The 22,738-nt window shown below is 39.5% G+C and carries 23 protein-coding genes and 1 tRNA gene; 13 read left to right on the forward strand and 11 right to left on the reverse strand.

Going from position 1 to position 22,738, the window contains the following annotated elements; all coding sequences use genetic code 11:
• Positions 1-9: 9 nt before the first annotated feature.
• From rpoD to H5157_RS06145, 10 genes are all read left to right on the forward strand, one after another.
• Positions 10-1,860: an RNA polymerase sigma factor RpoD gene (gene rpoD, locus H5157_RS06100; RefSeq protein WP_002957800.1), complete on the forward strand. Its 1,851-nt coding sequence runs from the start codon at positions 10-12 to the stop codon at positions 1,858-1,860.
• 68 nt (positions 1,861-1,928) lie between these two features.
• Positions 1,929-2,810, forward strand: a complete 882-nt coding sequence (gene prmA / locus H5157_RS06105) for a 50S ribosomal protein L11 methyltransferase (RefSeq protein ID WP_002957801.1) — start codon at positions 1,929-1,931, stop codon at positions 2,808-2,810.
• A 282-nt stretch (positions 2,811-3,092) separates the two neighbouring features.
• A complete protein-coding gene (gene dusB / locus H5157_RS06110) occupies positions 3,093-4,064 on the forward strand; it encodes a tRNA dihydrouridine synthase DusB (RefSeq protein WP_182724402.1) in 972 nt (323 codons plus the stop codon).
• A 19-nt stretch (positions 4,065-4,083) separates the two neighbouring features.
• Positions 4,084-4,374 (forward strand): DNA-binding transcriptional regulator Fis, encoded by a 291-nt coding sequence (gene fis / locus H5157_RS06115; protein WP_002957804.1) that lies wholly within the window; start codon positions 4,084-4,086, stop codon positions 4,372-4,374.
• Between the two features lie 325 nt (positions 4,375-4,699).
• Positions 4,700-6,286, forward strand: a complete 1,587-nt coding sequence (purH, locus tag H5157_RS06120) for a bifunctional phosphoribosylaminoimidazolecarboxamide formyltransferase/IMP cyclohydrolase (RefSeq protein ID WP_024603688.1) — start codon at positions 4,700-4,702, stop codon at positions 6,284-6,286.
• A gap of 106 nt (positions 6,287-6,392) precedes the next feature.
• Entirely contained in the window at positions 6,393-7,214 is an 822-nt protein-coding gene (locus tag H5157_RS06125; RefSeq protein WP_182724367.1) for a class I SAM-dependent methyltransferase, read from the forward strand.
• Positions 7,215-7,229: 15 nt separating this feature from the next.
• Positions 7,230-8,513: a phosphoribosylamine--glycine ligase gene (gene purD / locus H5157_RS06130; RefSeq protein ID WP_182724368.1), complete on the forward strand. Its 1,284-nt coding sequence runs from the start codon at positions 7,230-7,232 to the stop codon at positions 8,511-8,513.
• 112 nt (positions 8,514-8,625) lie between these two features.
• Positions 8,626-11,166, forward strand: a complete 2,541-nt coding sequence (locus H5157_RS06135; protein ID WP_182682567.1) for an EAL domain-containing protein — start codon at positions 8,626-8,628, stop codon at positions 11,164-11,166.
• Between the two features lie 22 nt (positions 11,167-11,188).
• Positions 11,189-11,998, forward strand: a complete 810-nt coding sequence (locus H5157_RS06140; RefSeq protein ID WP_024597548.1) for a DUF2797 domain-containing protein — start codon at positions 11,189-11,191, stop codon at positions 11,996-11,998.
• A gap of 6 nt (positions 11,999-12,004) precedes the next feature.
• A complete protein-coding gene (locus H5157_RS06145; RefSeq protein ID WP_002957811.1) occupies positions 12,005-12,298 on the forward strand; it encodes a hypothetical protein in 294 nt (97 codons plus the stop codon).
• A gap of 13 nt (positions 12,299-12,311) precedes the next feature.
• On the opposite strand, the gene H5157_RS06150 is transcribed toward H5157_RS06145, so the two are convergent.
• The 6 genes from H5157_RS06150 to H5157_RS06175 all read right to left on the reverse strand — a co-directional run bounded on the left by H5157_RS06150 (position 12,312) and on the right by H5157_RS06175 (position 17,383).
• Positions 12,312-13,229 (reverse strand): histone deacetylase family protein, encoded by a 918-nt coding sequence (locus H5157_RS06150; protein WP_149593802.1) that lies wholly within the window; start codon positions 13,227-13,229, stop codon positions 12,312-12,314.
• Between the two features lie 118 nt (positions 13,230-13,347).
• Positions 13,348-14,889, reverse strand: a complete 1,542-nt coding sequence (locus H5157_RS06155; RefSeq protein ID WP_182724369.1) for a serine hydrolase — start codon at positions 14,887-14,889, stop codon at positions 13,348-13,350.
• Between the two features lie 15 nt (positions 14,890-14,904).
• Positions 14,905-15,399 carry a gamma-glutamylcyclotransferase family protein gene (locus tag H5157_RS06160; protein WP_024597545.1) on the reverse strand — a complete coding sequence of 165 codons (495 nt, stop codon included), beginning with the start codon at positions 15,397-15,399 and terminating at the stop codon, positions 14,905-14,907.
• Between the two features lie 27 nt (positions 15,400-15,426).
• Positions 15,427-16,065 carry a LysE family translocator gene (locus H5157_RS06165; RefSeq protein ID WP_024597544.1) on the reverse strand — a complete coding sequence of 213 codons (639 nt, stop codon included), beginning with the start codon at positions 16,063-16,065 and terminating at the stop codon, positions 15,427-15,429.
• Between the two features lie 11 nt (positions 16,066-16,076).
• A complete protein-coding gene (locus H5157_RS06170; RefSeq protein ID WP_002957816.1) occupies positions 16,077-16,850 on the reverse strand; it encodes a hypothetical protein in 774 nt (257 codons plus the stop codon).
• Between the two features lie 47 nt (positions 16,851-16,897).
• Positions 16,898-17,383: a CreA family protein gene (locus tag H5157_RS06175; protein WP_002957817.1), complete on the reverse strand. Its 486-nt coding sequence runs from the start codon at positions 17,381-17,383 to the stop codon at positions 16,898-16,900.
• A gap of 207 nt (positions 17,384-17,590) precedes the next feature.
• Between H5157_RS06175 and H5157_RS06180 the strand changes: the two genes are divergently transcribed.
• Positions 17,591-17,920, forward strand: a complete 330-nt coding sequence (locus H5157_RS06180; RefSeq protein WP_002957818.1) for a 5-carboxymethyl-2-hydroxymuconate Delta-isomerase — start codon at positions 17,591-17,593, stop codon at positions 17,918-17,920.
• Positions 17,921-18,230: 310 nt separating this feature from the next.
• Here H5157_RS06180 and H5157_RS06185 read toward each other — a convergent pair.
• From H5157_RS06185 to H5157_RS06200, 4 genes are all read right to left on the reverse strand, one after another.
• A tRNA-Ile gene (locus tag H5157_RS06185) sits at positions 18,231-18,307 on the reverse strand.
• A 253-nt stretch (positions 18,308-18,560) separates the two neighbouring features.
• Positions 18,561-19,058: a hypothetical protein gene (locus tag H5157_RS06190; RefSeq protein WP_259399352.1), complete on the reverse strand. Its 498-nt coding sequence runs from the start codon at positions 19,056-19,058 to the stop codon at positions 18,561-18,563.
• Between the two features lie 369 nt (positions 19,059-19,427).
• On the reverse strand, positions 19,428-19,586 hold the full coding sequence (locus H5157_RS06195; protein ID WP_002957822.1) for a YqaE/Pmp3 family membrane protein: 159 nt from the start codon (positions 19,584-19,586) through the stop codon (positions 19,428-19,430).
• A gap of 72 nt (positions 19,587-19,658) precedes the next feature.
• Positions 19,659-20,225: a BON domain-containing protein gene (locus H5157_RS06200; protein WP_182693927.1), complete on the reverse strand. Its 567-nt coding sequence runs from the start codon at positions 20,223-20,225 to the stop codon at positions 19,659-19,661.
• A gap of 328 nt (positions 20,226-20,553) precedes the next feature.
• Between H5157_RS06200 and H5157_RS06205 the strand changes: the two genes are divergently transcribed.
• On the forward strand, positions 20,554-21,222 hold the full coding sequence (locus H5157_RS06205) for a LiaF domain-containing protein (protein WP_024597540.1): 669 nt from the start codon (positions 20,554-20,556) through the stop codon (positions 21,220-21,222).
• Positions 21,223-21,260: 38 nt separating this feature from the next.
• Here the strand turns inward: H5157_RS06205 and H5157_RS06210 are convergent, their stop codons facing one another.
• Positions 21,261-21,677 (reverse strand): VOC family protein, encoded by a 417-nt coding sequence (locus H5157_RS06210; RefSeq protein ID WP_182682573.1) that lies wholly within the window; start codon positions 21,675-21,677, stop codon positions 21,261-21,263.
• A 243-nt stretch (positions 21,678-21,920) separates the two neighbouring features.
• Between H5157_RS06210 and suhB the strand changes: the two genes are divergently transcribed.
• On the forward strand, positions 21,921-22,724 hold the full coding sequence (suhB, locus tag H5157_RS06215) for an inositol-1-monophosphatase (RefSeq protein WP_002957826.1): 804 nt from the start codon (positions 21,921-21,923) through the stop codon (positions 22,722-22,724).
• The last annotated feature ends 14 nt before the right edge of the window (positions 22,725-22,738 follow it).

Below are 22,738 nucleotides of genomic sequence, written 5' to 3' on the forward strand. Positions count from 1 at the left end.
ACAATCTCTATGGATCCAACTCCTCAGTCACAATTAAAACTTCTGATTCAGAAAGGTAAAGAGCAAGGCTACTTAACTTTTGCAGAAGTAAATGATCACCTTCCACAAGACATTATAGACTCAGATCAAGTAGAAGATATCATAAGCATGATTAATGACATGGGTATCAAGGTTAGCGAAAACGCGCCTGATGCTGATGAATTAATGATGCAAGAAACAACGACAGACGAAGACGCAGCTGAAGCTGCCGCTGCAGCCCTTGCGACTGTAGAAAAAGAAATCGGCCGTACAACGGATCCAGTTCGCATGTACATGCGCGAAATGGGTACTGTTGAACTTCTTACACGTGAAGGCGAAATTGTAATCGCTAAACGTATTGAAGAAGGCATTAATCAAGTACAGATTTCTGTTGCAGAGTACCCTGAAGCAATCACTTACCTACTAGAGCAGTGGGATAAGTTTGAAGCTGAAGAAATGCGTTTAAGCGATATTATCGTTGGCTTTATCGATCCTAATGAAGATACAGCGCCAATTTCAGCAACTAACATCGGTTCAGAATTAAGTGCTAAGCAACTTGAGGACGACGATAAAGATGACAAAGATGATGCTGATAGCGATGATGAAGATGAAGAAGAGATAGACACAGGGCCAGATCCTGAAGAAGCTCGTATTCATTTTGAAAATTTACGTGATTTATATAATAAAGCACGTGATACGTTTGAAGCTAAAGGTCGTTCGCATCCTGAATCACAAGCAGCCATTTTTGAAATTGGTGAGCTTTTCAGAACATTTAAATTAATACCTAAACAGTTTGACCGCATGGTAAATAACATGCGTGAAATGATGGATCGTGTTCGTGTTCAAGAACGCCTAATCATGAAGCAAGCTGTTCAAATTGCTAAATTACCAAAGAAAACATTCGTTAAGCATTTTGCTAATAACGAAACTGACGCTTCTTGGGTTGATTTAGAAATTTCAGGTAACGAAAAGTATTCAGCTAAACTTGAAGAAGTTAAGCCAGAAATCATTCGTAGCATTAATAAATTATCTGTTATTGAACAAACAACAGGTTTAAGCATTGAGCGTATTAAAGACATCAACCGTCGAATGAGCATAGGTGAAGCGAAAGCACGCCGTGCGAAAAAAGAAATGGTTGAAGCTAACTTACGTCTTGTAATCTCAATTGCTAAAAAATACACAAACCGTGGCTTACAATTCTTAGATTTAATCCAAGAAGGTAACATTGGTCTGATGAAAGCGGTTGATAAGTTTGAATATCGCCGTGGTTATAAGTTCTCTACTTATGCTACGTGGTGGATACGTCAAGCAATCACACGCTCTATTGCTGACCAAGCAAGAACAATCCGTATCCCTGTGCATATGATTGAAACGATTAATAAACTTAACCGTATCTCTCGTCAAATGTTACAAGAAATGGGTCGTGAGCCAAATCCAGAAGAATTAGCAGAACGCATGATGATGCCTGAGGATAAAATCCGTAAGGTACTTAAGATTGCTAAAGAGCCAATTTCAATGGAAACACCAATCGGTGATGATGAAGATTCTCACTTAGGTGACTTTATCGAAGATACAACTATTGATTCGCCAATCGATTCGGCAACAATGGAATCTCTTCGTGGCGCAACTAACGATGTACTTGCAGGCTTAACAGCTCGTGAAGCTAAAGTACTACGTATGCGTTTTGGTATTGATATGAATACCGACCACACCTTAGAAGAAGTAGGTAAACAGTTTGACGTAACACGTGAGCGTATTCGTCAAATAGAAGCGAAAGCGCTGCGTAAATTACGCCACCCTTCTCGCTCAGATTTACTGAAAAGCTTTTTAGACGCTAAATAATTTTAGCGCTACTATATAAACTAAAAAGGCCGCTATAGCGGCCTTTTTTCTATTTGAAGGAAATAACCATGGCTTGGATCCAAATTCGTATTAATGCCAATGCTGCAACAGCTGATGCCGTAAGCGATCTATTAATGGAAGCGGGTAGCGCTTCAGTAACCTTTATTGACGCAAAAGACACCCCTATCTACGAGCCTAAAATTGGCACCGTTGTGTTCTGGGCTGATACCACAGTTATTGGCCTGTTCGAAGCTAATCATGATATGAACGCAGTCGTTGCGTTATTGAAGCGCCATGATGAGCTAAAAGACAATTTAGTATACAAAATCGAGCAACTTGAAGATAAAGACTGGGAACGTGAATGGATGGATAACTTCCACCCTATTCAATTTGGCGAAAAACTATGGATTTGCCCAAGCTGGCGCGACATTCCTGACCCTGATGCTGTAAATGTATTGCTAGACCCTGGCCTTGCTTTTGGCACGGGTACGCATGCAACAACGGCCTTGTGCCTTAAATGGTTAGAAAGCCAAGATCTGACGGGTAAAACGGTTGTTGATTTTGGTTGTGGCTCAGGCATTTTAGGTATTGCAGCTATAAAACTAGGTGCAGAGCGTATGATTGGGATAGATATTGACCCTCAAGCGCTTGAAGCTAGCCTTGATAACGCGAACCGAAATGGTGTTGCAGACAAACTCGAAGTATACCTTCCAGAAAACCAACCTGAGTTTAGTGCAGATATAGTAGTGGCCAATATTTTAGCCCAGCCACTTCGCGAATTACATAGTGTGATTTTAGGGTTATTAAAGCCAGGTGGTAAAATTGCCATGTCAGGTATTTTAGAAGAACAAGCACAATCGGTTGCTGACATTTATGCACCGTTTATTGAACTAGATGACATTGCCGTTGAAGGTGATTGGACTCGAGTAAGTGGCACTAAAAAAGCGTAATAAATCGAACAATCAAATCTAGAGTATTAACTCAAAACATGCATGTAAAGCCTGTATTTAACAGGCTTTACTATTTTTTTACATATCAAAAAATTTTCTAGTTATCTTGTAAAAAATAAAATCTGTATGAATTTCAAACAAATCAACCTACTTGTCATGTGGTTATCAAATGTCAATACGAAAAGGGCAAAAAAAAGTTACTTTTGTTCAATTTATAGCCTTTGATTTTTGTGAAAAAAACCGTAAACTTAGCGCCCCTTGAAAAGAGGCCTATTGAATATAGTGCGTATCGGTAAATACCAACTTGAGAATAATGTAATTGTCGCGCCAATGGCAGGCATTACAGACAGACCATTCAGACAACTTTGTCGACGCTTAGGTGCGGGCTTAGCTGTGTCTGAAATGCTATCGTCAAATCCTAAGGTTTGGAAAACAGAAAAGTCGATGAACCGTATGGATCACAGCGGTGAGTCGGGTATACGCGCGGTGCAAATTGCAGGAGCAGATCCTGAGCTTATGGCGCAGGCCGCACAATTCAATGTTGCTAATGGTGCACAGATCATAGATATCAATATGGGGTGCCCAGCAAAAAAAGTGAACAAGAAACTCGCAGGCTCTGCCTTATTACAGTTTCCTGAACTTGTGGAAGAGATTATTGATGCAGTCGTTAATGCTGTTGATATACCTGTGACACTTAAAATCCGTACAGGATGGGATCCGGATAACCGTAATGGTGTAGAGATTGCGAGAATAGCTGAACGTTATGGCATTGCATCACTTGCTGTACATGGGCGTACGCGCGCATGTATGTACAAAGGTGATGCTGAGTACGCCACGATTAGGGATATAAAACGTTCAGTGTCGATTCCTGTTGTTGCCAATGGTGATATTACATCACCAGAAAAAGCAAAACAGGTTTTAGACTATACGGGTGCAGATGCCATTATGATTGGCCGAGCCGCCCAAGGTCGCCCTTGGATATTTAGGGAGATAGACCACTATTTGCGAACTGGGGAACATTTACAGGCACCTGCTATTGCAGAGGTGCGCAGTATATTAATGGAGCATTTAACAAACCTCCATATGTTTTACGGTGAGCCAATGGGAGCGCGAATTGCTCGCAAACATGTATCTTGGTATTTGCAAACCCATGACAGTGATGGTCAGTTTAGGCGAGTATTTAATGCGCTCGACAACCCACAGGCACAGGTCGTCGCATTAGAGCAATACTTTAAAACACTAGCAGCTAACTAAGAAAGAAAGAGACTTAATAATGTTCGAACAAAACGTGACTTCTCCATTTATCACTAACCCTCATGTTCAGTCACACGAGAAACCGCAGCCATTGCGTGATGCAGTAAAAAAAGCTGTTCACCACTATTTAAAGCAGCTTAACGGTCAAGATGTGCAAGACGTTTACGACCTTGTTCTTTCAGAGCTAGAAGCGCCATTACTTGAAGAAGTAATGACATATACACGTGGTAACCAAACTCGTGCAGCAATTTTACTAGGTATCAACCGTGGTACTTTACGTAAAAAGCTTAAAAAATACGGCATGAACTAATACCAATTATGTTGAAAGCGTAAGTATTCTAACGAGCTAAACAAGCCCATAACGTCGTCAAAAGTTTTTTATGTAGAATAACTACACTGCAAAATTTTTGCCTTGTTATAGACTTGTTTTTCTATCGTTATTACTACTTACTAATCCAATACAACTGGTATTATGCAAAAAAAGCACCTTAGGGTGCTTTTTTTATGCCTACAGTTTATTAACTAAATTGCAAAATGCTCACGCTTATTGAGCCTTTATAAGTCGTTTTTTGAGTAGTAATCAGTTAAAATGCCCGCTTCTAAGCTAGCTCATTAACTGAGGAAATCAAACTACAATGGATACTCATCGTCCCATTCGTCGCGCACTATTAAGTGTGTCTGATAAAACCGGTATTGTTGAATTTGCCCGCGCACTTGAAGCGCAAGGCGTTGATATTTTATCAACTGGCGGCACATGTAAACTACTTGCTGATAACGCCATAAAAGTGACTGAAGTATCAGATCACACAGGCCACCCTGAAATCATGGATGGTCGCGTAAAAACTCTTCACCCAAAAATTCACGGCGGCATATTAGCCCGTCGCGGACAAGATGAAAGCGTAATGGCAGATAACAACATTTCTGCTATCGACATAGTTGTAGTTAACTTATACCCCTTTGCGAATACAGTCGCTCAAGAAAACTGCAGCCTTGAAGATGCCATTGAAAATATTGATATTGGCGGCCCTACAATGGTTCGTGCAGCAGCTAAAAACCACAAAGATGTAACAATCGTGGTAAACGCGAGCGACTACGACCGTGTTATTAGCGAAATGCAAAACAACAATGGTTCAACAACGTACAAAACACGTTTTGATTTAGCGATTGCCGCCTACGAGCACACTGCACAATACGATGGCATGATTGCTAACTACTTCGGTAAAATGGTGCCTGATTACACCGAGGAAGCTGCTGTAGAGACTAAATTCCCACGTACTATCAATATGCAGTTCACTAAAAAGCAAGATATGCGTTACGGTGAAAACTCACATCAAGATGCTGCTTTTTATGTTGAAAATGACATTGCTGAAGCATCAGTTGCAACAGCAACTCAATTGCAAGGTAAGGCCCTTTCGTTTAACAACATTGCAGATACCGATGCAGCACTTGAATGTGTTAAAGAATTTGACGTACCTGCGTGCGTAATTGTAAAACATGCTAATCCGTGTGGTGTTTCAATTGGGGACAATATTCTACAAGCATACGAGCGCGCTTTTAAAACAGACCCTACATCAGCATTTGGTGGCATTATTGCCTTTAACCGAGAGCTAGATGCAGCAACTGCACAAGCAATTGTTGACCGTCAGTTTGTTGAAGTTATTATTGCACCTAGTATTTCGAGCGACGCTGCAAAAATTGTTGAAGCTAAAAAGAACGTGCGCCTATTAGAGTGTGGACAGTGGACAGGTAAAGCCGCAGGCCAAGATATTAAACGCGTTAACGGCGGTATTTTAGTTCAAGACCGCGACTTAGGCATGGTAACGCAGGGCGACTTAAAAGTTGTTTCTAAGCGCCAGCCTTCTGAGCAAGAACTTAAAGATTTACTGTTTTGCTGGAAAGTAGCTAAGTTTGTTAAATCAAACGCAATTGTTTATGCCCGTGACGGTATGACCATTGGTGTGGGCGCAGGCCAAATGAGTCGCGTATACTCAGCTAAAATTGCAGGTATAAAAGCCGCCGACGAAAACCTTGAAGTTAAAGGTTCAGTTATGGCGTCTGACGCATTCTTCCCATTCCGTGATGGCATTGACGCAGCCGCAGCCGCTGGCATTACTGCGGTAATTCAGCCTGGTGGCTCAATGCGTGATGAAGAAGTGATTGCAGCTGCTGATGAAGCTGGCATGGCAATGGTACTCACTGGTATGCGCCATTTCCGCCACTAATCACACGAAGGGTTAAACGTTGGTTTAACCCTTTTTGTTTGCTATAAATTCACGTATTCTGATTATTCAATAACCTATTTAAAATTATAATGTGAAGGAACAAACAATGAAATTTGCGCTAAAATCGCTACTTGTAGCCACACTAACAATGACATCGACTATGGCGCTTAGCCATAACCACGAATCAAGCCTTGAACATGCACTTCAATCAAGCGAACGCAGTGCTAAAAACAGCGCTCGTGATGAATATCGTCACCCAGCTCAAACACTTGCATTTTTTGGCTTTAAACCAACCATGACAGTTGTTGAAATTGCACCCGGTGGTGGTTGGTATAGTGAAGTTTTAGCGCCAGCATTAAAAGAACAAGGCACTTATTATGCCGCGCACTTTCCTGCTGATTCATCAGTTGGCTACTACCAACGCTCTCTTGCAGGCTTTAAACAAAAAGTAGCTGAAGATGAGCGCTTTAGTAGCGTTAAAATTACTGAGTTTGCACCTGTAACACATTTAGATATTGCGCCAGCTGGCAGTGCCGATATGGTTTTAACATTTCGTAATGTACATAACTGGTATATGGGCAAAGATAAAAGCGGTGCATTAAGTGCATTCCAAGCTTTTTATAAAGCCCTTAAACCAGGCGGTACATTAGGTTTAGTTGAACACCGTTTAGCTGAAGAGCGTGCTGATGAAGATCAAAAAACATCAGGCTATATGAAGCAGAGCTACGTAGTAGGCCTTGCTGAACAAGCTGGGTTTGAATTAGTAGCAAGCAGTGAAATAAATGCAAATCCAAAAGATACAGCCGATCACCCTAAAGGTGTATGGACGCTACCACCAAGCTTAAGACTCGGCGAACAAGATGCTGACAAATATAAAGCCATTGGTGAAAGCGATCGCATGACGCTGAAATTTAAGAAACCGCTTTAAATAGGAATTTTCGCCATGAATGTTTTAGTCATTGGCAGCGGCGGCCGCGAACACGCACTTGCGTTTAAAGCCGCTCAAAACACCAAAGTAAATACTGTATTTGTAGCCCCTGGTAATGCAGGTACTGCACTTGAACCAAAACTTGAAAACGTAGCTATAAACGTTGACGACTTAGATGGTTTACTTAGTTTTGCACAGCAAAATAAGGTAGAGCTTACTATTGTAGGTCCAGAAATACCGTTAGTACTGGGTGTTGTTGATAAGTTTCGTGAAAATAACATGGCTATTTTTGGACCAACGGCGGGCGCAGCTCAGCTTGAAGGTTCGAAATCGTTTACTAAAGACTTTTTAGCACGTCATAAAATCCCAACGGGCGACTACCAAACGTTTGAACAAATTGAGCCTGCCCTTGCTTATTTAAAAGAGAAAGGCGCACCAATTGTTGTAAAAGCAGATGGTTTGGCTGCGGGTAAAGGCGTAATTGTAGCCATGACGGAGGCCGATGCCGAAGAAGCGATTCGCGATATGCTTGCGGGTAATGCTTTTGGCGATGCGGGAAGTCGTGTTGTTATTGAAGAGTTTTTAGACGGTGAAGAAGCGTCTTTCATCGTAATGGTTGATGGTAAAAACGTATTACCATTTGCAACCAGTCAAGATCATAAACGCGCTTACAATGGCGATGCGGGTCCTAACACGGGTGGCATGGGTGCATACTCACCCGCGCCAGTTGTTACTGATGAAATCCACCAGCGTATTATGAACGAAGTGATCTACCCTACGGTAGAAGGTATGGCAAGCGAAGGCCATCCGTACACCGGCTTTTTATATGCAGGTTTAATGATTGACGAAACAGGCACCCCTAAAGTAATTGAGTACAATTGTCGCTTTGGCGATCCTGAAACTCAACCAATGATGCTACGTTTGCAATCAGATTTGGTTGAATTGATTGAAGCTGCTAACCGTGTAGAACTTGATAAAACAACAATTGAGTTTGACCCACGCGCAGCCGTTGGTGTTGTACTTGCCGCTAAAGGTTACCCTGGTGATTACCCTAAAGGTGACGCTATTTCGGGGCTAAAAGTGGATTACCCTGCAGGTGAAAAAGTGTTTCATGCGGGTACTAAACAAAGTGGCAATGACGTTGTAACCGCAGGCGGTCGCGTATTATGCGCAACAGCACTTGGTAACACTGTTACGCAAGCGCAGCAACGCGCCTATGAGCTTGTTAAACAAATTAGCTGGGATGGTATGGAATATCGTACAGATATAGCTTACCGTGCTATTGCACGCGAGCAATAGCCTATAATACCTATTCATTGGTATAACCAATTAATTTAACTAAAAAAGCGCAGTTTCCCTGCGCTTTTTTAGTGCTACACTAATTAAAAGGTTTTTTAAAAGTAAATTAACGTTGGAACTAAGAACTTTACGTTACCATGCAATTGCTGTTGCCATACTGATTTTTATATTTTTTATAATCAGTACATTGGCATCAAACCTCGTCGTGCCTACACGATATACAATTGATAAAACGGCTCCAATGTACCTCGATTACGCCTACTATATTGACGAAACCAAAACTAAAACATTCGATACCATCATTAACCAACCTGAATTACTTACTCATCAACCATTTTCAGATGTTCCATGGAGCTTTAGCCAACAAAATTATTGGTTGTTTCTTGATTTAGAAAATAAAAGTCTTAACAAGCAAAATGTTGTGGCACATTTTGACAACCCTATGGTCGATCACCTTACGGTTTATCGCCTCGATAAAAATAACAAACTAGTTGAAACATACAAACTCGGCGATAAAGAAGAAGCCCTCTCTTTGTTTGAATACAGCGTACCGCATATTCGCTTTTTAGTAGAAAGAAAATCATCACAACGCCTAGTAATAAAAATAGACACAATCGGCATAAGTAAAACACCTGTAAACTTGTATCGTGATAAAGAGTTTATTGACTTAGTGCGATCTCAAACTGGGATCTGGGGTATTTTTGTAGGCGTGCTATTGATGGCTGCGCTTTACAACTTGGTGCTTTATTTTGGTATAAAAGACCGTGTTTATTTAATTTATATTGGCTACATCGTCAGCGCTATTACGCTAATGGGTGCAGTACTGGGCTTTGGTTTTTATTTATGGCCTAAGCAATGGCAGCTCTTTATTCACGAACAAATTGTATTTAGTAATTATGGGGTCGCCTTTTTCACCCTTGCTTTTTGCACCATGTTTTTGCGCTATCATAAAGATAAATGTTGGCGTTACAAAATGAGCATAGCTCTACTTTGGCTAATGTTTACTCTTGCTGTATGTAGCTTGTTTATTCCTGAAAATATAGCGGCTCCTATATTTTTTGGTGTAATGGTACTTCTTTATATTACTTGTATTATTTTAATATATAACAAGTTACGCAGTGGTTTTAGGTGGGCTAAGTTTTATGTTTTATCATGGATACCGCTAATTTTTGGTGCGGCAATTCAGCCTATGGAACTCACTGGTGTTTTACCGTATACCTTTGCAACCCGCCATGCCTTTTTAGTCGCTATTTTGTGTGAAGTTATTTTAATGGCGATGGCATTAGCAGACAGGGTAAGGTATCAGCGAGAACGTGCGCTTTATCATGCCACGCATACACAACAAACACGATTACTTAATAGCTCCAAGCTAAAACAAGCATTTATGGCACTACAGAGCCAAAACCGCTCAACAACGTTGTGTTTAATAAAAATACGTCACTTTAATTCACTCAATACGATTATTACCTCTTCTCAGGGCTACACACTTATAAAGCATATAGCCAAAGAGCTTGAATTAGAACTCAGCCATGAACGTGAATTTACAAACCTCGAAACAGATTTAAACACCAGTCCTCGCTTAGCCGATTTAAGCAGTGGTGTATTTGCCTGTATTTCTACAAAAACACAAAACCAAGAAATGCTAGAAGCACTACTGACTAAAATAATTAGTAGCCTACCAAAACAATATGAAATTAAAGGGCTAAACCTGCAACTTAGTTACAGTATAGGTATTAGTAGTGCAGGCAAGACTAACGACTTTGAATATTGGTTAAAGCGTGGTTATTTAGCGCTTAAAAAAGCAAAAGGTAGCGTTAATCAAGTTGGGTCATCGTCAAACGGTAATAATCTGATGATGGACGTTGCTCTAGCCGCTAAGCTGCAACAAGCAATCAAAACAAATCAACTGGCGCTTTATTACCAACCTCAAATAAACTTATTAAGTAACCACGTAAGTGGTGCTGAAGCTTTATTACGTTGGCCCGACCCAACTTACAGCAACTTATCAATTGAAGAGCTAATAATACTTGCTGAACACACAGGTATTATTAACGAGCTAACACTGTGGGTAATAGAGCAAGCTTGTAAAGACATAGTTGAGCTTACTAAAAATGGCTATAACGAGCACACAATTAGCGTAAATTTAAGTGCTAAAAACTTAACCATAAATAATTTAGCCGAAAAAGTAGAAAATATTTTAATTAAATACCAAGTGCCGGCACACTTACTTAAATTTGAACTAACCGAATCGGCCTTCGTAGATAGTCAAGATGCACTTATAAAGTTAGTTGATGAGTTAACCGCATTAGGTATTAAAGTGGTACTGGATGACTTTGGGACAGGCTACGCGTCACTTAGCTACTTAGTTAATTATCACTTTAGTGAGCTTAAAATAGATAAGTCATTTGTTTTTGATTTGCCTAACAACCCAACTCACCAAGTTATTGTACAAACAGCCATTGATATGGCGCATAACCTCAATTTATCAATAACAATTGAGGGGGTAGAAACCCAAGAAATCCATCACTTGCTCAAAGATATGAACGCTGATTCCGCCCAAGGTTATTTATACGCAAAAGCACTGCCTTACACCGACTATTTACACTTCTTAAAAAGCCAATATAGCTTAAAAATGTTAGACTCCTCTTTTTAACATCTTTAGGGGCCAAGTAAAGATGCAAGGCACACTGCGTAAACTAAAATCGAGCTTAACCGAACCAGTACAATATCACTTACCTGTAGGTGAACACTTAGTAGACTTAAATGCATTTATAGGTAAGGAGCTTACGCTTACCTTTAGTGGCACTATTTTATGTTCTAACTGCGGTAAAAAAACCAAAAAAAGCTATTCTCAAGGTCACTGTTTTGTATGTATGCGCAAGCTTGCTAGTTGCGATATGTGCATAATGAAACCAGAAACCTGCCACTACGATCAAGGCACTTGCAGAGAGCCGCAGTGGGGCGAAGAAAACTGCATGATCCCACACTATGTGTATCTCGCTAACACCTCAGGTTTAAAGGTAGGTATTACCCGCCACACACAAATACCGACTCGCTGGGTTGATCAAGGCGCCACTCAGGCATTACCTATTTTTAAAGTGCAAACTCGCCTGCAATCTGGTTTAGTAGAAGTTGCATTGGCTGAATTTATTGCCGACAAAACTAATTGGCGCAATATGCTAAAAGGTCAAAACGACGCAATTGACTTAAAAGCAGCGGCAGCCGAGCTGATCCCACAAATTAGTGAAAAGCTAAACGAGCTCAGTGAATTATTTGGCGCAACAGCAATAGAGCAACTTGATGAAGATGTGGTTGATTTAAACTTTCCAGTAACCGAATACCCAACAAAAATCAGCTCATTTAACTTTGATAAAGACCCTGTTGTAAGTGGTGTTTTACAAGGTATTAAAGGTCAGTACTTAATCTTTGAAAAAGGCGTTATTAATATACGTAAATTTACGTCTTATGAAGTAACCGTAGGCTAACGGGCCATGTTAAACAGCTACCCACAATTATTGGTTATTTATAATGAGCTTGAGATAGCCCATAACCAACAAGAGCAACAAGAGTGCTTGCACAGCGTTACGCAAAGTGAGCTAAGCGATGTGCGAGTACTTAACAAGCAAGGTGACTACCTTAATTTACAAGGCACTGTTTGCCCTAAATTGAATGGCGAGCAACTAGCACAGCTTGTTACAGCTTACTTATTAAATGAAGGACAATGCTGCCTTGGTAAAATCAAAACCCTAAGTACTGCGCAGGCGTTTGATTTACTAGGGCTATAAACACTCTCTTTATTTAAACCTCAGTAAGCACTTTTATATGCGCTACAGCACTGCGACCTAAAGCTGATAGCGCATAGCCACCTTCTAAATACGAAATAACCCCTTTACAACCGCCCTCTTTAGCAACGCCACATAGTTGCTCGGTAAGCCAAATATAGTCATCTTCAACAAATTTTAAGCTTGCCATATCATCTTCTAGGTGAGCATCGAACCCTGCGCTTATAAAAAGTAATTCAGGTTTAAACGCTTTTAATTTTGGTAGCCATTGCCCAGTAAACACCTCTTTTAAATCGTCGCCATTACTGGCAATTGGCAGAGGTGAATTAACTATATGGCTATTATTTTTAACCGCTGTATTTGGATAAAACGGATACTGAAATAACGAACAAAGCAGTACATTTTCGTCATCAATAAAAATATCTTGCGTACCATTACCGTGGTGTACATCAAAATCCGCAATAGCAATGCGCTTAACCCCTTTGCTTTGTGCGTACTTAACAGCAATAGCTAAGTTATTAAACACACAAAACCCAGATGATGAGTTTTTATTAGCGTGATGCCCTGGCGGGCGCACTGAGCAAAAAGCAGCATCGAGTTTATCGGCAAGTATTTCATCAACCGCTAACAATCCTGCACCTACTGCCCGCTCAATCGCTTTAAACGAATCGGGGCACAGCCACGTATCGCCATCTAAATTAGCGAGCCCTTCTGTTGGTAGCGTATTTTCTACGTGTTTAAGTAAAGCTTCATCGTGAGCAAGTAAATAATGTTCACGCTCGGCCTTGGGTGCTTGTAGGTGTGTTAAGCCAACATCTACGCCGCTGGCAAGTAATCTATCGGTTATGGCATCTAGACGCTCTGGGCACTCGGGGTGGTCGTCTATCATTTTATGCTTACGGCAATGAGGATGAGAAATAACAGCGGTACGCATAAAAAGTCCCTTACAAGGTGTAAAAACTTAATATAGCAAAGCCACCGATGGGTGGCTTTGCGACTTTGGTTTATATCAATACTTTAAATATCGATACCTTGAATATCAATATTATTAGCTATTTTGCTTTTAAATGTAGGTTTCTAAAGTCAAAGCTAAAGTCGGTAACTTGTGTTGATACTGCACGCATTTTAGCGCTGTTTACACGGTTTTGTGAGCTCATTTCAAAACGAATAAACGCATCCGCTTCAAGCAGTTTTTCATCCCACTTAACTATAAATGTATTACCAGTGTAATGCTCAAGTGTGCCTTTTAAGCGCTTGGTATGCGTAAAATCAATATGCAATTTACTATCAAGCTGCTCAATAATTACATCGCCATACCAATCATCATGTAATGTACCGGTGTAATTAATGTTTGGTAATTGTGGTTGGTAGTCGGCGGGGGCTTCTGGTTTTGCATTAGCGTACGCGTGTTGTTTACCTTCAAAATGACTTTTAGCTAAATCCTCTACCCAGTCTTTATCTTCGAGCTCAAGTGCATCTTCAAGTACTTCATGGGTTACTGCCGAAAGTGCACCAAAAGCTTGTTGATTAGATAAAATAACAATACCGAGGTTTTTCTCTGGCAATAAAGTAACTTGCGATACCATTCCTAAAATACCACCGCCATGACCTAGCTTTTTAAAGCCGTGGTAGTCTTCAATACTCCAACCTAACCCATAACCCCTAAACTGCTGATGATACGATTCAAACGCACTTTTAGACGCCATAGACGTAATATGTGGGTGCCACATTTGCGCTTGTTGCTTTTCGCTAAACAGCTGCTCGCCACTTGGCATTTTACCGCCCGCTAATTGCGTACGAAGCCATTGGCTCATGTCGCTTACACTTGAAGCAATGGCACCTGCGCCTCTAAAGTCCTCAAGGTAGTTCACAAAAAAGGGATGAAGTGAGCCATCCATAGGAATATGACCTGTTGCCCAGTTAGTGTTGCTTTTTGGGATGCGTGAAAAACCTGCGCGTGAGTTGTCCATGTGTAGCGGCTGTAATATATTTTTTTCGATGTAATCGTTCCAGCTCATACCCGACACACGTGCAACCACTTCGCCAGCGGTAACAAACATCAAGTTGTTATAAGCGTACTTACTACGAAAGCTGCTCGCTGGTTTTAAATACTGTAATCCCGCTAAAATTTCATCAACGGGCTTATCCGTGCTTGGCCAAATCATTAAATCGCCTTGCCCAAGCCCTAGCCCACTGCGATGACTTAATAAGTCACGAATACGCATTTCGCGTGTTACGTACGAATCGTACAATCTAAACTCTGGTAAATGATCAATTACGCGGTCATCCCAGCTTAATTTACCTTCATCAACCAACTTTGCCAGTGCCGCAGTAGTGAATGCTTTTGTGTTTGAAGCAATACCAAATAAAGTGTCTTTGTTTACTTTTTTGTTGGTATCGAGATTAGTTACACCAAAGCCTTTAGCAAATATTACTTTATCGTTTTCAACAATGGCAACTGCCATACCGGGTACGTCAAAACGTGCCATTGACGCTTTAATTACGTCGTCAATTTTGTTGGTATCAACTTGTGCCCAGCTGCTAAACGTAGTGCCTGCTAATAGTGCAATTGCGGCAAGTTTGGTTAATTTCATATCAATCCTATTTTATTATTTTTGATGAACTGCAAATTCAATTGCTGCGCGCTCTTGATTGGTGTCGCTTTTTTGTGCGCGATTTAATATGGCATCACTGTATTCTTTTGGTACGCCCGCTTCAAGTGAACCGCGATGAACGTGTTTTATGTACCAATCATATGGCAGTACATCGCTGTCATGGGTATTAGCTATATAACAATGTGCGGCTACAGTCTCACCCGTTAAAAGCGTTGGGGCTATATCTACACAATCGTAACCTACGCCCTCAATACCATCTAAAATAGCTTTTTCTTCTTCATTGAGCTCATAAATAACGCCGTAAACCAATGCATCTTCTTTATCGCTTGGACAAATACTGCATTTACCTGAGCCATCTTTAAATAGCATATCAAAAGTAAGCTCGTAGCCTTTAAGTACCGCAGTTCCTACACGCTTTACATTGGGCAAGCGCGCTAACAAACGATTAGATGACATATTAGAACCAAATGAAAAATTATATAGCGGCATTTTTATCTCCTGCGCTTTTTGAATAAGTTAAATAACAACACGTACTGCAAGTGCAATTAAAATAATGCCAATTCCACGGTCAAACCAATAACCGCGTTGTTGGAAAAAGCCCCTTACATTATCTCGAGAAAGCATCATTGAAAGCATTGAAAACCACGCCCAAGTAGCCAATGCCATATACACGCCGTAGCCGACCTGTATGCTAGTAGGTGTTGTTGGGCTAATCACGAGTGTAAATAACGACATAAAAAATAACGTGGCTTTTGGGTTTAATGCATTGGTGAAAAAGCCGCGCCTAAAAGCCACCCAAACGGGTTCCTCTTGAACGGTTTTGTTTTCAACATCTTTTACAGCCTCGCCTTCATTACTTGCAGGCGGTTTTGCAGCTCTAAGAGCTTGTACGCCTAAGTAAGCTAAATATGCACCAGCAAGGTACTTGAGCGCCATAAATAAACTAGGCGATTGCGTTAAAATAAGCGCAACACCTAAAACACAATAGGCAACGTGCAGTAAAATAGCAGCGCCAACACCTGCGCTTGTCCACAATGCATTGCGCCTTCCTTGTTGCACACTTTGCTTAAGTACTACGGCAAAGTCAGGCCCTGGGCTTGCTACTGCAAAAAAATGAGCAATAACAATCAGTAAAAATTCATCTAAGTATTCCACGCAGATCCTTGCTAGTTTGGCGAATAAGCTAATAACAGCGGGTTGGCCGAGTTATTTACCAATGCTTTAATTTCTTTTTGTGCTTTTTTAAACTGGCCACGTAAATGCGGCTTTAAATGCTTTTTAGACACTTTATCGTTTTTAAAGTAACTAATTAGGGCATGCATAAATACCGTATGCGTTTCACTTAACTTAGCTTCACGGTTAGCGTATGGGTTATAGCAAGAGCCACACCCGCCTTTAAACTGATACACCGTATTACTCATCATCACACCAAACCCTAAAAAACAAGCAAGTGCATCAGCAGCTTGTGGTAAATACTCCCTACCACCTGGCGGTAGCACCCCAACGTGATGAATAAGTATGGTGGCCAGAGTACCTGCATAACTAGCCACTAAATCTTGTGGCTGATTAATCTGGTTAGGATTAAAAGAAATATTAATCGTATGGCTTGGCGGCACAATTAGATGGCTGCCTTCGCCACGTATTTCATTGCTAAATTCAAAGTGTGGAAAAACTTGCGGTTGTAATTGCTGCGGTGCAACTAGTTGGATAGGCCATGCGTTCATACCCGCGTAATTAGTAACGCGGTTAAAAACATTACTCGCCATTTCTTCAATGCTCGATACCGAATCAGGGAAAAAAGTGGCCGTTGGCAGTATTATTTGAGTGTGCTTTGTAAAAAACTCAGCATCAAAGTTTTCTACAGCCCAAATAAATGTATCAATAAGCCATTGCTGTTCTTGCTGCTCTAATAATGGCTTTGATTTAAATAAAGCTAACATAGTGTGCTCTTTTAGGTTTTAGTTTAGGTGCTTACGTAGGTGCTAACTTAGTCTTTTTGTGTAAGCGCCCAGTCCCACGCTTGAGTATTGTATAGCGGCACTGTTGATAGCGCATGGTGGTGGCTTCCACTGGACTCTTTAGTTGAGTACGATAAGTACAATAAAGTACGATTTTCAGCATCGTAAATACGACGTACTTTTAGTGATTTAAATAATATACTTTTAGATGATTTAAAGATCACTTCGCCCGATTTGCTACGGTCTATTTTTTGTAGCTGCTGCGCTGTAATTGGCCCCGTTTGACGACACGCTATAGACATATCAGAGGGATCTGAAAAATCTAAATTAGCCTCTATATGACTAATATGACAAGTAACGCCCTCAACAATAGGATCTTGCTGCGAATTCACCACAACATCTTTAGTTGTAAATAACCCAAGGCTTACCGAAGCAACATCGTCAGAGCAAGCACTTAACGTAACAATTGCACCTGCAAGTAAAGCTAAACGTTTAAATTTTTGTGGTAATTTCATACTTATCCTTAATCAATATATAGGTAACTTAGTAGATAAGTTACTAAGCGAAGGTTCACCTGTTTGTTTTTATACTAACATCAAAAATAAATACGACTAAATTAGTTTAAAGTAAAGATTTTAGATAGCTCAGGGTTTAGTGACCCCTCTTGTATTTGATACAATTACCTCTCGCTCATGCAGTAACTCATAATAGGAAACGCCTAAATGCCGCACATTATTATTGAACACTCAGAAGACCTCCCCGTTTTACCTCAAGTACTGGTAGAAAAAATTCATACAACCGCTTTCGAAAGTAACTTGTTTGAATTAGAAACCATAAAAACACGTGCTATTGCTTATCAGCAATATCAACTTGGCGCAGGAAAATCAGGGTTTATACATATCGCGGTACATATTTTGGCAGGACGCTCAATTGAGCAAAAACAAATGTTAAGCGAACTGCTACTTTCATGTTTAAAAACATATTGCAGAGCATCAGACAGTCTAAGCGTAAATATTTACGATATTGAGCATGAGATATACCGTAAAAATTAGTTAACTCTTGTAGCTTTGAGCAATAAAAGTAAACACTAGTAAGTAAAAAGCCCCAATAGGGGCTTTTTTGTCTTCTGACATTAAATGCTGATCACTGTCACTTATAAAGCAAAGCATCTGATCTAACGCTGGAATTTAATAGTGCATTCGCACTATTCCAAATTTAAGAAAGCTTAGCTTAATCTATGGATTAACTTTATTTAGATTACGTTTATTCTTAGGGGTAACTAAAGAATAAAAATTACACAATATTAAATTAATGTAGCTTTAAATAATTTGGATAGATATTTACTTGGGAAATTTGTAAAAGTGGTGGCCCCTCCCAGACTCGAACTGGGGACCTAACGATTATGAGTCGTGTGCTCTAACCAACTGAGCTAAGGGGCCAACTTTATATAACTGCTAGGCAGTTAATTTTTGAAGCGTTCAGTCACAGAGCGACTAAAGCGGGTTGCAGTATAAAAACTTTTTAGGTGCTTGTCACTACCAAAAACCTTTATTTTAACAATCAACAAGCTAACTGCTTAAATAGTAATCTTTTAAGTGGGCATAAACATAAAATGTAAGATATTTACCGTGCTATTCACTGCATTAAATTATAAACAAAACCTATCCCATATAGTCTTTTATATTTAACCCTCTACTTTTTAAGCAAAGCTAACATATATGTGTAGGCATACAAGGCTGTAAAAAATATGCTTGGGGCTACTGTCAGTGCCAGATTAGGTGTCTGATTAACTACATTCACCATAATCACTAAGCTCGATTGAACAGTAATCGGAATAATAGGCGCAAAAAGTACGCCTGCTTTTTTTTTATTACTTAAATACGAGGCGCTAGAGTTAATTGCATTATTAAAACTTTGTCGTATTGCGACGTTTTGTGGTGTTTTAGAATGAAACATACAAATAATTGGAGTTACGAACGCAAGCGTTACATAACTAAACTTATACTTGTTGACGACCTTTTCTAAAATAAAGGTAAAAAACAGCGTTACAAATCCACTATACAACCCTTGCACTAATGCAGCTTGAAAAGTGACCGATTTAGCAATGTCTGCCGCACTATTTGCCCAGAAGGCCCAACTAAAATAAAAAATGAATGACACAACGCCTGACATTATAAGTCGAATATTCAATTAACTACCTCAACATGCCTAAAAACCTAGTTTAATGATAACACTAGAAGTGAAGGTAATATTGTCACTAAATAATAAGGTATTTGATTGTATATTATAGATGTATAAACACACTAATGTTGAAGATTTCCTAAATGGCATCAAATCAGAATCTGAGCGCGACTGTTAGCTGGAAAGCTTATTAGTAAACAATAAGTATAGTTTTAAAATAATATTGGGAGTGAGTTAAGGAAGTGAATTAATGGGTTGAAGAGTTTTAAAAAATGGATTTAATCTAAAAACTCTCTAAAAACTAATATTGTGAGCCGATCGGTACTAAAGTATTTAGCTAAACCTCAGTAGTCGGCTTACACAATATATAATCTGTCATTATTTTTTCGCAATAATGTAGATTGCATGTATTAACCCTGGGAAATAACCTAGCAGTGTTAATAGAATATTTAACCAAAAATGCATACCTAAGCCAACTTGCAAAAACACACCTAATGGCGGTAATAAAACCGAAAGTATTATACGAATAATATCCATGATCAAACTCCATTTAAATTAAACATTGAAAAGACTTAAAGCCCAGTATTACTGGGCCTTAACTATACTGTATTATTCAGCAACAATAGCTAGTTTATCAACTACGTCGCGAACATCTTCAGCATTTTTAGCAATTTTAACTGCTAGTTGCTTTTCAGCTTCAGACTCTACAGAGCCATTCAGAGTTACCACACCGTTGTCGGTATCAACATCAATGTCTGTACCACCTACTTCTGAGTCAAACAGGAAGCGAGTTGTGATTACAGTGGTGATTTTAGCGTCCGTTAGGTCGTTATCATCATCGTCCATCATGTCGTTGTTTTTATCTTCGGTGTCCATGCTTTTAACAACAGTAAGGCTGTTATCAACATCAGTTACACCATCTAGGCTAAGTACAAGTTCTTCTGCTAGCTCTTTATCGAGTTCGCTATTAACTTTACCTGTAAGTACTACCTTGCCATTTTTTACATCAGTGTTAATGTCAAAGTTGTTTAGATTAGTGTTCATAAGTAGAACGGTTTCTGCCTTACCATCAATCCAAGCATCTTTACTTTCGTTTTCCCAGCTGTTTGCTTGGGCACCCATAGCCGTAGTACCAAGAACTAGAGCTGCGATAATAGATTTGTTAAATGTTTTCATAATCTTTCTCCTTTTGATTAAAGACACTTTAACTAATGCGAGCTTCAGGCCAACTTTATTTATACTTAAAATTCAAAGGCTTGAATTAATTAAAAGATAAAACCTTATCTATGTTTGTGTAACTATTTACAGGCTACTCGGTAAAACTTTCTCAAATAGTGAAAATAGCTAGATAATTGCTCTTTTGGTTAATCTATCGTTAATATAACAAAACAAAAAACACCGTTAAAAAATAACCAATTGATAATTAATGAAATTATATTTGGTACGCGGTTTGCAGCCTAACTACAAGAGCAGTATCAATAGTAAATATAATAAGGAATAACTCATGTCTGTAAAAGTTGAAGACCGCCCAATAGAGCAAGTACGCGAACAAGTGATTGATCAATTAATTTATAATTACAGTCATGGTGTTATTTCTGTTGATGCATTCGAAAGACGTTTAGATAATGCGATGGATGCACCTAATAACGAAGCTCTGCTAGCCTTAGTAGAAGACTTAACACTTAATACCGATCAGCAATATAAAGCAGAAAAACAATCGCAATTTACACCACATTATAGTGCACAGCAAAACAGTGATGATGATTTTACATTACGCAGTATTTTAGGATCTAACGAGCGAAGTGGTCAGTGGGTTGTGCCAAAAAATATATATTTGAGTAACTTTATGGGATCGGTGGTGCTTGATTTTACCGATGCTATTTTTGCGCATCAAAATGTAACTATTCACGTTAACTGTATTTTTGGTAGCGATGAAATTTACGTACCAGAGCATGTCAATGTAGTGTCTAAAATGTTTTGTATTTTAAGTAGCCTTGAAAATAAATCTGTGTCGCTTAACAAACGCCAAGGCCCTACAATTCATATTGAAGGAAAGGCAGTAATGGGCTCGGTTGAGGTAAAAATAAAGCGCACAATTAAAGAAAAATTTATGAGCTTTGCAAATGAGCTAAAAACCCAGTTTGGCACGGGTAATAATAATCGCTCACTATAATTGAGTAGCAGCACTTTAGCGTGCTGCTTAGTATTTTATTATAAATCGTTATTTCGCTCGCTTGGTATATCACTTAAATACTCTACAAACTCAACTTCAAACCCTGCAGGATCAATAAAGTAGACATTCTTTCTGAAAGGATTCTCGTTACCTTGCTTGCTTAGAGTAAAACCCACTTTATTTAAGCGCATTACTACTGCGCTTAAATTATTAGTTACATAAGCAAAGTGTGCAAAACCAATTTGATGGCCCGATAAGTTTCTGTTTTCACCTTCACCATGACTGCTTATCGCAATGTAATGCGTGTCATCTCCAAAGTGTACCCAGCGTCTTGGTTTTCCATGCCAATCGCCTCTGCCCTCACTTCTAATCGACCAATGTGGAAATACAGCGCGATAAAATGTAAGCATACTATCTATATCACTCGCGACTAAGTTTACGTGCTCTAAATACATAATGTTATCCTATCAGTTAAGTTAGGAGCACGATAAAACCTCAAGTTAACTTTAGGTAAAGTGTTATTTAAAATTAATTTATTTAAATGCAGATAATTATTTTTTAAAAATATATAAACTTTTCAATCTTGTATAAAAAACAAACACAAGTATTTGGGGTTTATTGTTTACTTTATGGCAAAAGTCGCTAAAATACGCCGGCTGAAATATATAAACGTTCTTTTACAACCCAAAGGTAATACCATGCATCCAATGTTAAACATTGCGGTTCGCGCTGCGCGCAACGCAGGCAAAATTTTACTTCGCGCAAGTGAAGATTTATCAAAAGTTGAAGTGCAACAAAAAGGCGCTAACGACTTAGTAACTAACATTGATAAAGAAGCCGAAGCCGTAATTCGTGACACTATTTTACAGTCTTACCCTACTCACTCAATTGTTGGTGAAGAACTAGGTGAGCATAAAGGAAAGGATGATGATTACCAATGGATTGTAGATCCTATCGATGGAACAACTAACTTCATCAAAGGTATCCCTCATTACGCGGTTTCTATCGCACTTAAAGTTAAAGGTCGTTTAGACCAAGCTGTTATTTATGATCCAATTCGTGGTGAGCTTTTCACTGCATCTCGCGGTCAAGGCACTCAGTTAAACAGTAAACGTCTACGCGTTAGCAAAACTACGGTTCTTGCAGGCACTGTACTTGCTACTGGTTTCCCTTTCAAAAACAAAAACCACATGGATGCATACACTGAAGCGTTTAAAGCATTGTTTGTACACACTGCTGATATTCGCCGTGCAGGTTGTTCTGCTTTAGATATGGCATACGTTGCAGCTGGCCGTGTTGATGGATTTTTTGAAATTGGTTTAAAACCTTGGAACTCTGCTGCGGGCGAACTAATGGTTAAAGAAGCGGGCGGTATGGTTGTAGATTTCGCCGGTGGTAATAACTATAACCACAGCGGCAATATTATCTGTGGTTCACCAAAACTGACTCAAGCAATTATCCGCGAAATTCGTCCAGTATTAACTGAGTCGTTACTTCGCTAATTAAATGCTATTAA

Source organism: Pseudoalteromonas sp. SG43-3 (genome assembly GCF_014164385.1).
In the GTDB taxonomy this organism is placed as follows: Bacteria; Pseudomonadota; Gammaproteobacteria; order Enterobacterales; family Alteromonadaceae; genus Pseudoalteromonas; species Pseudoalteromonas distincta.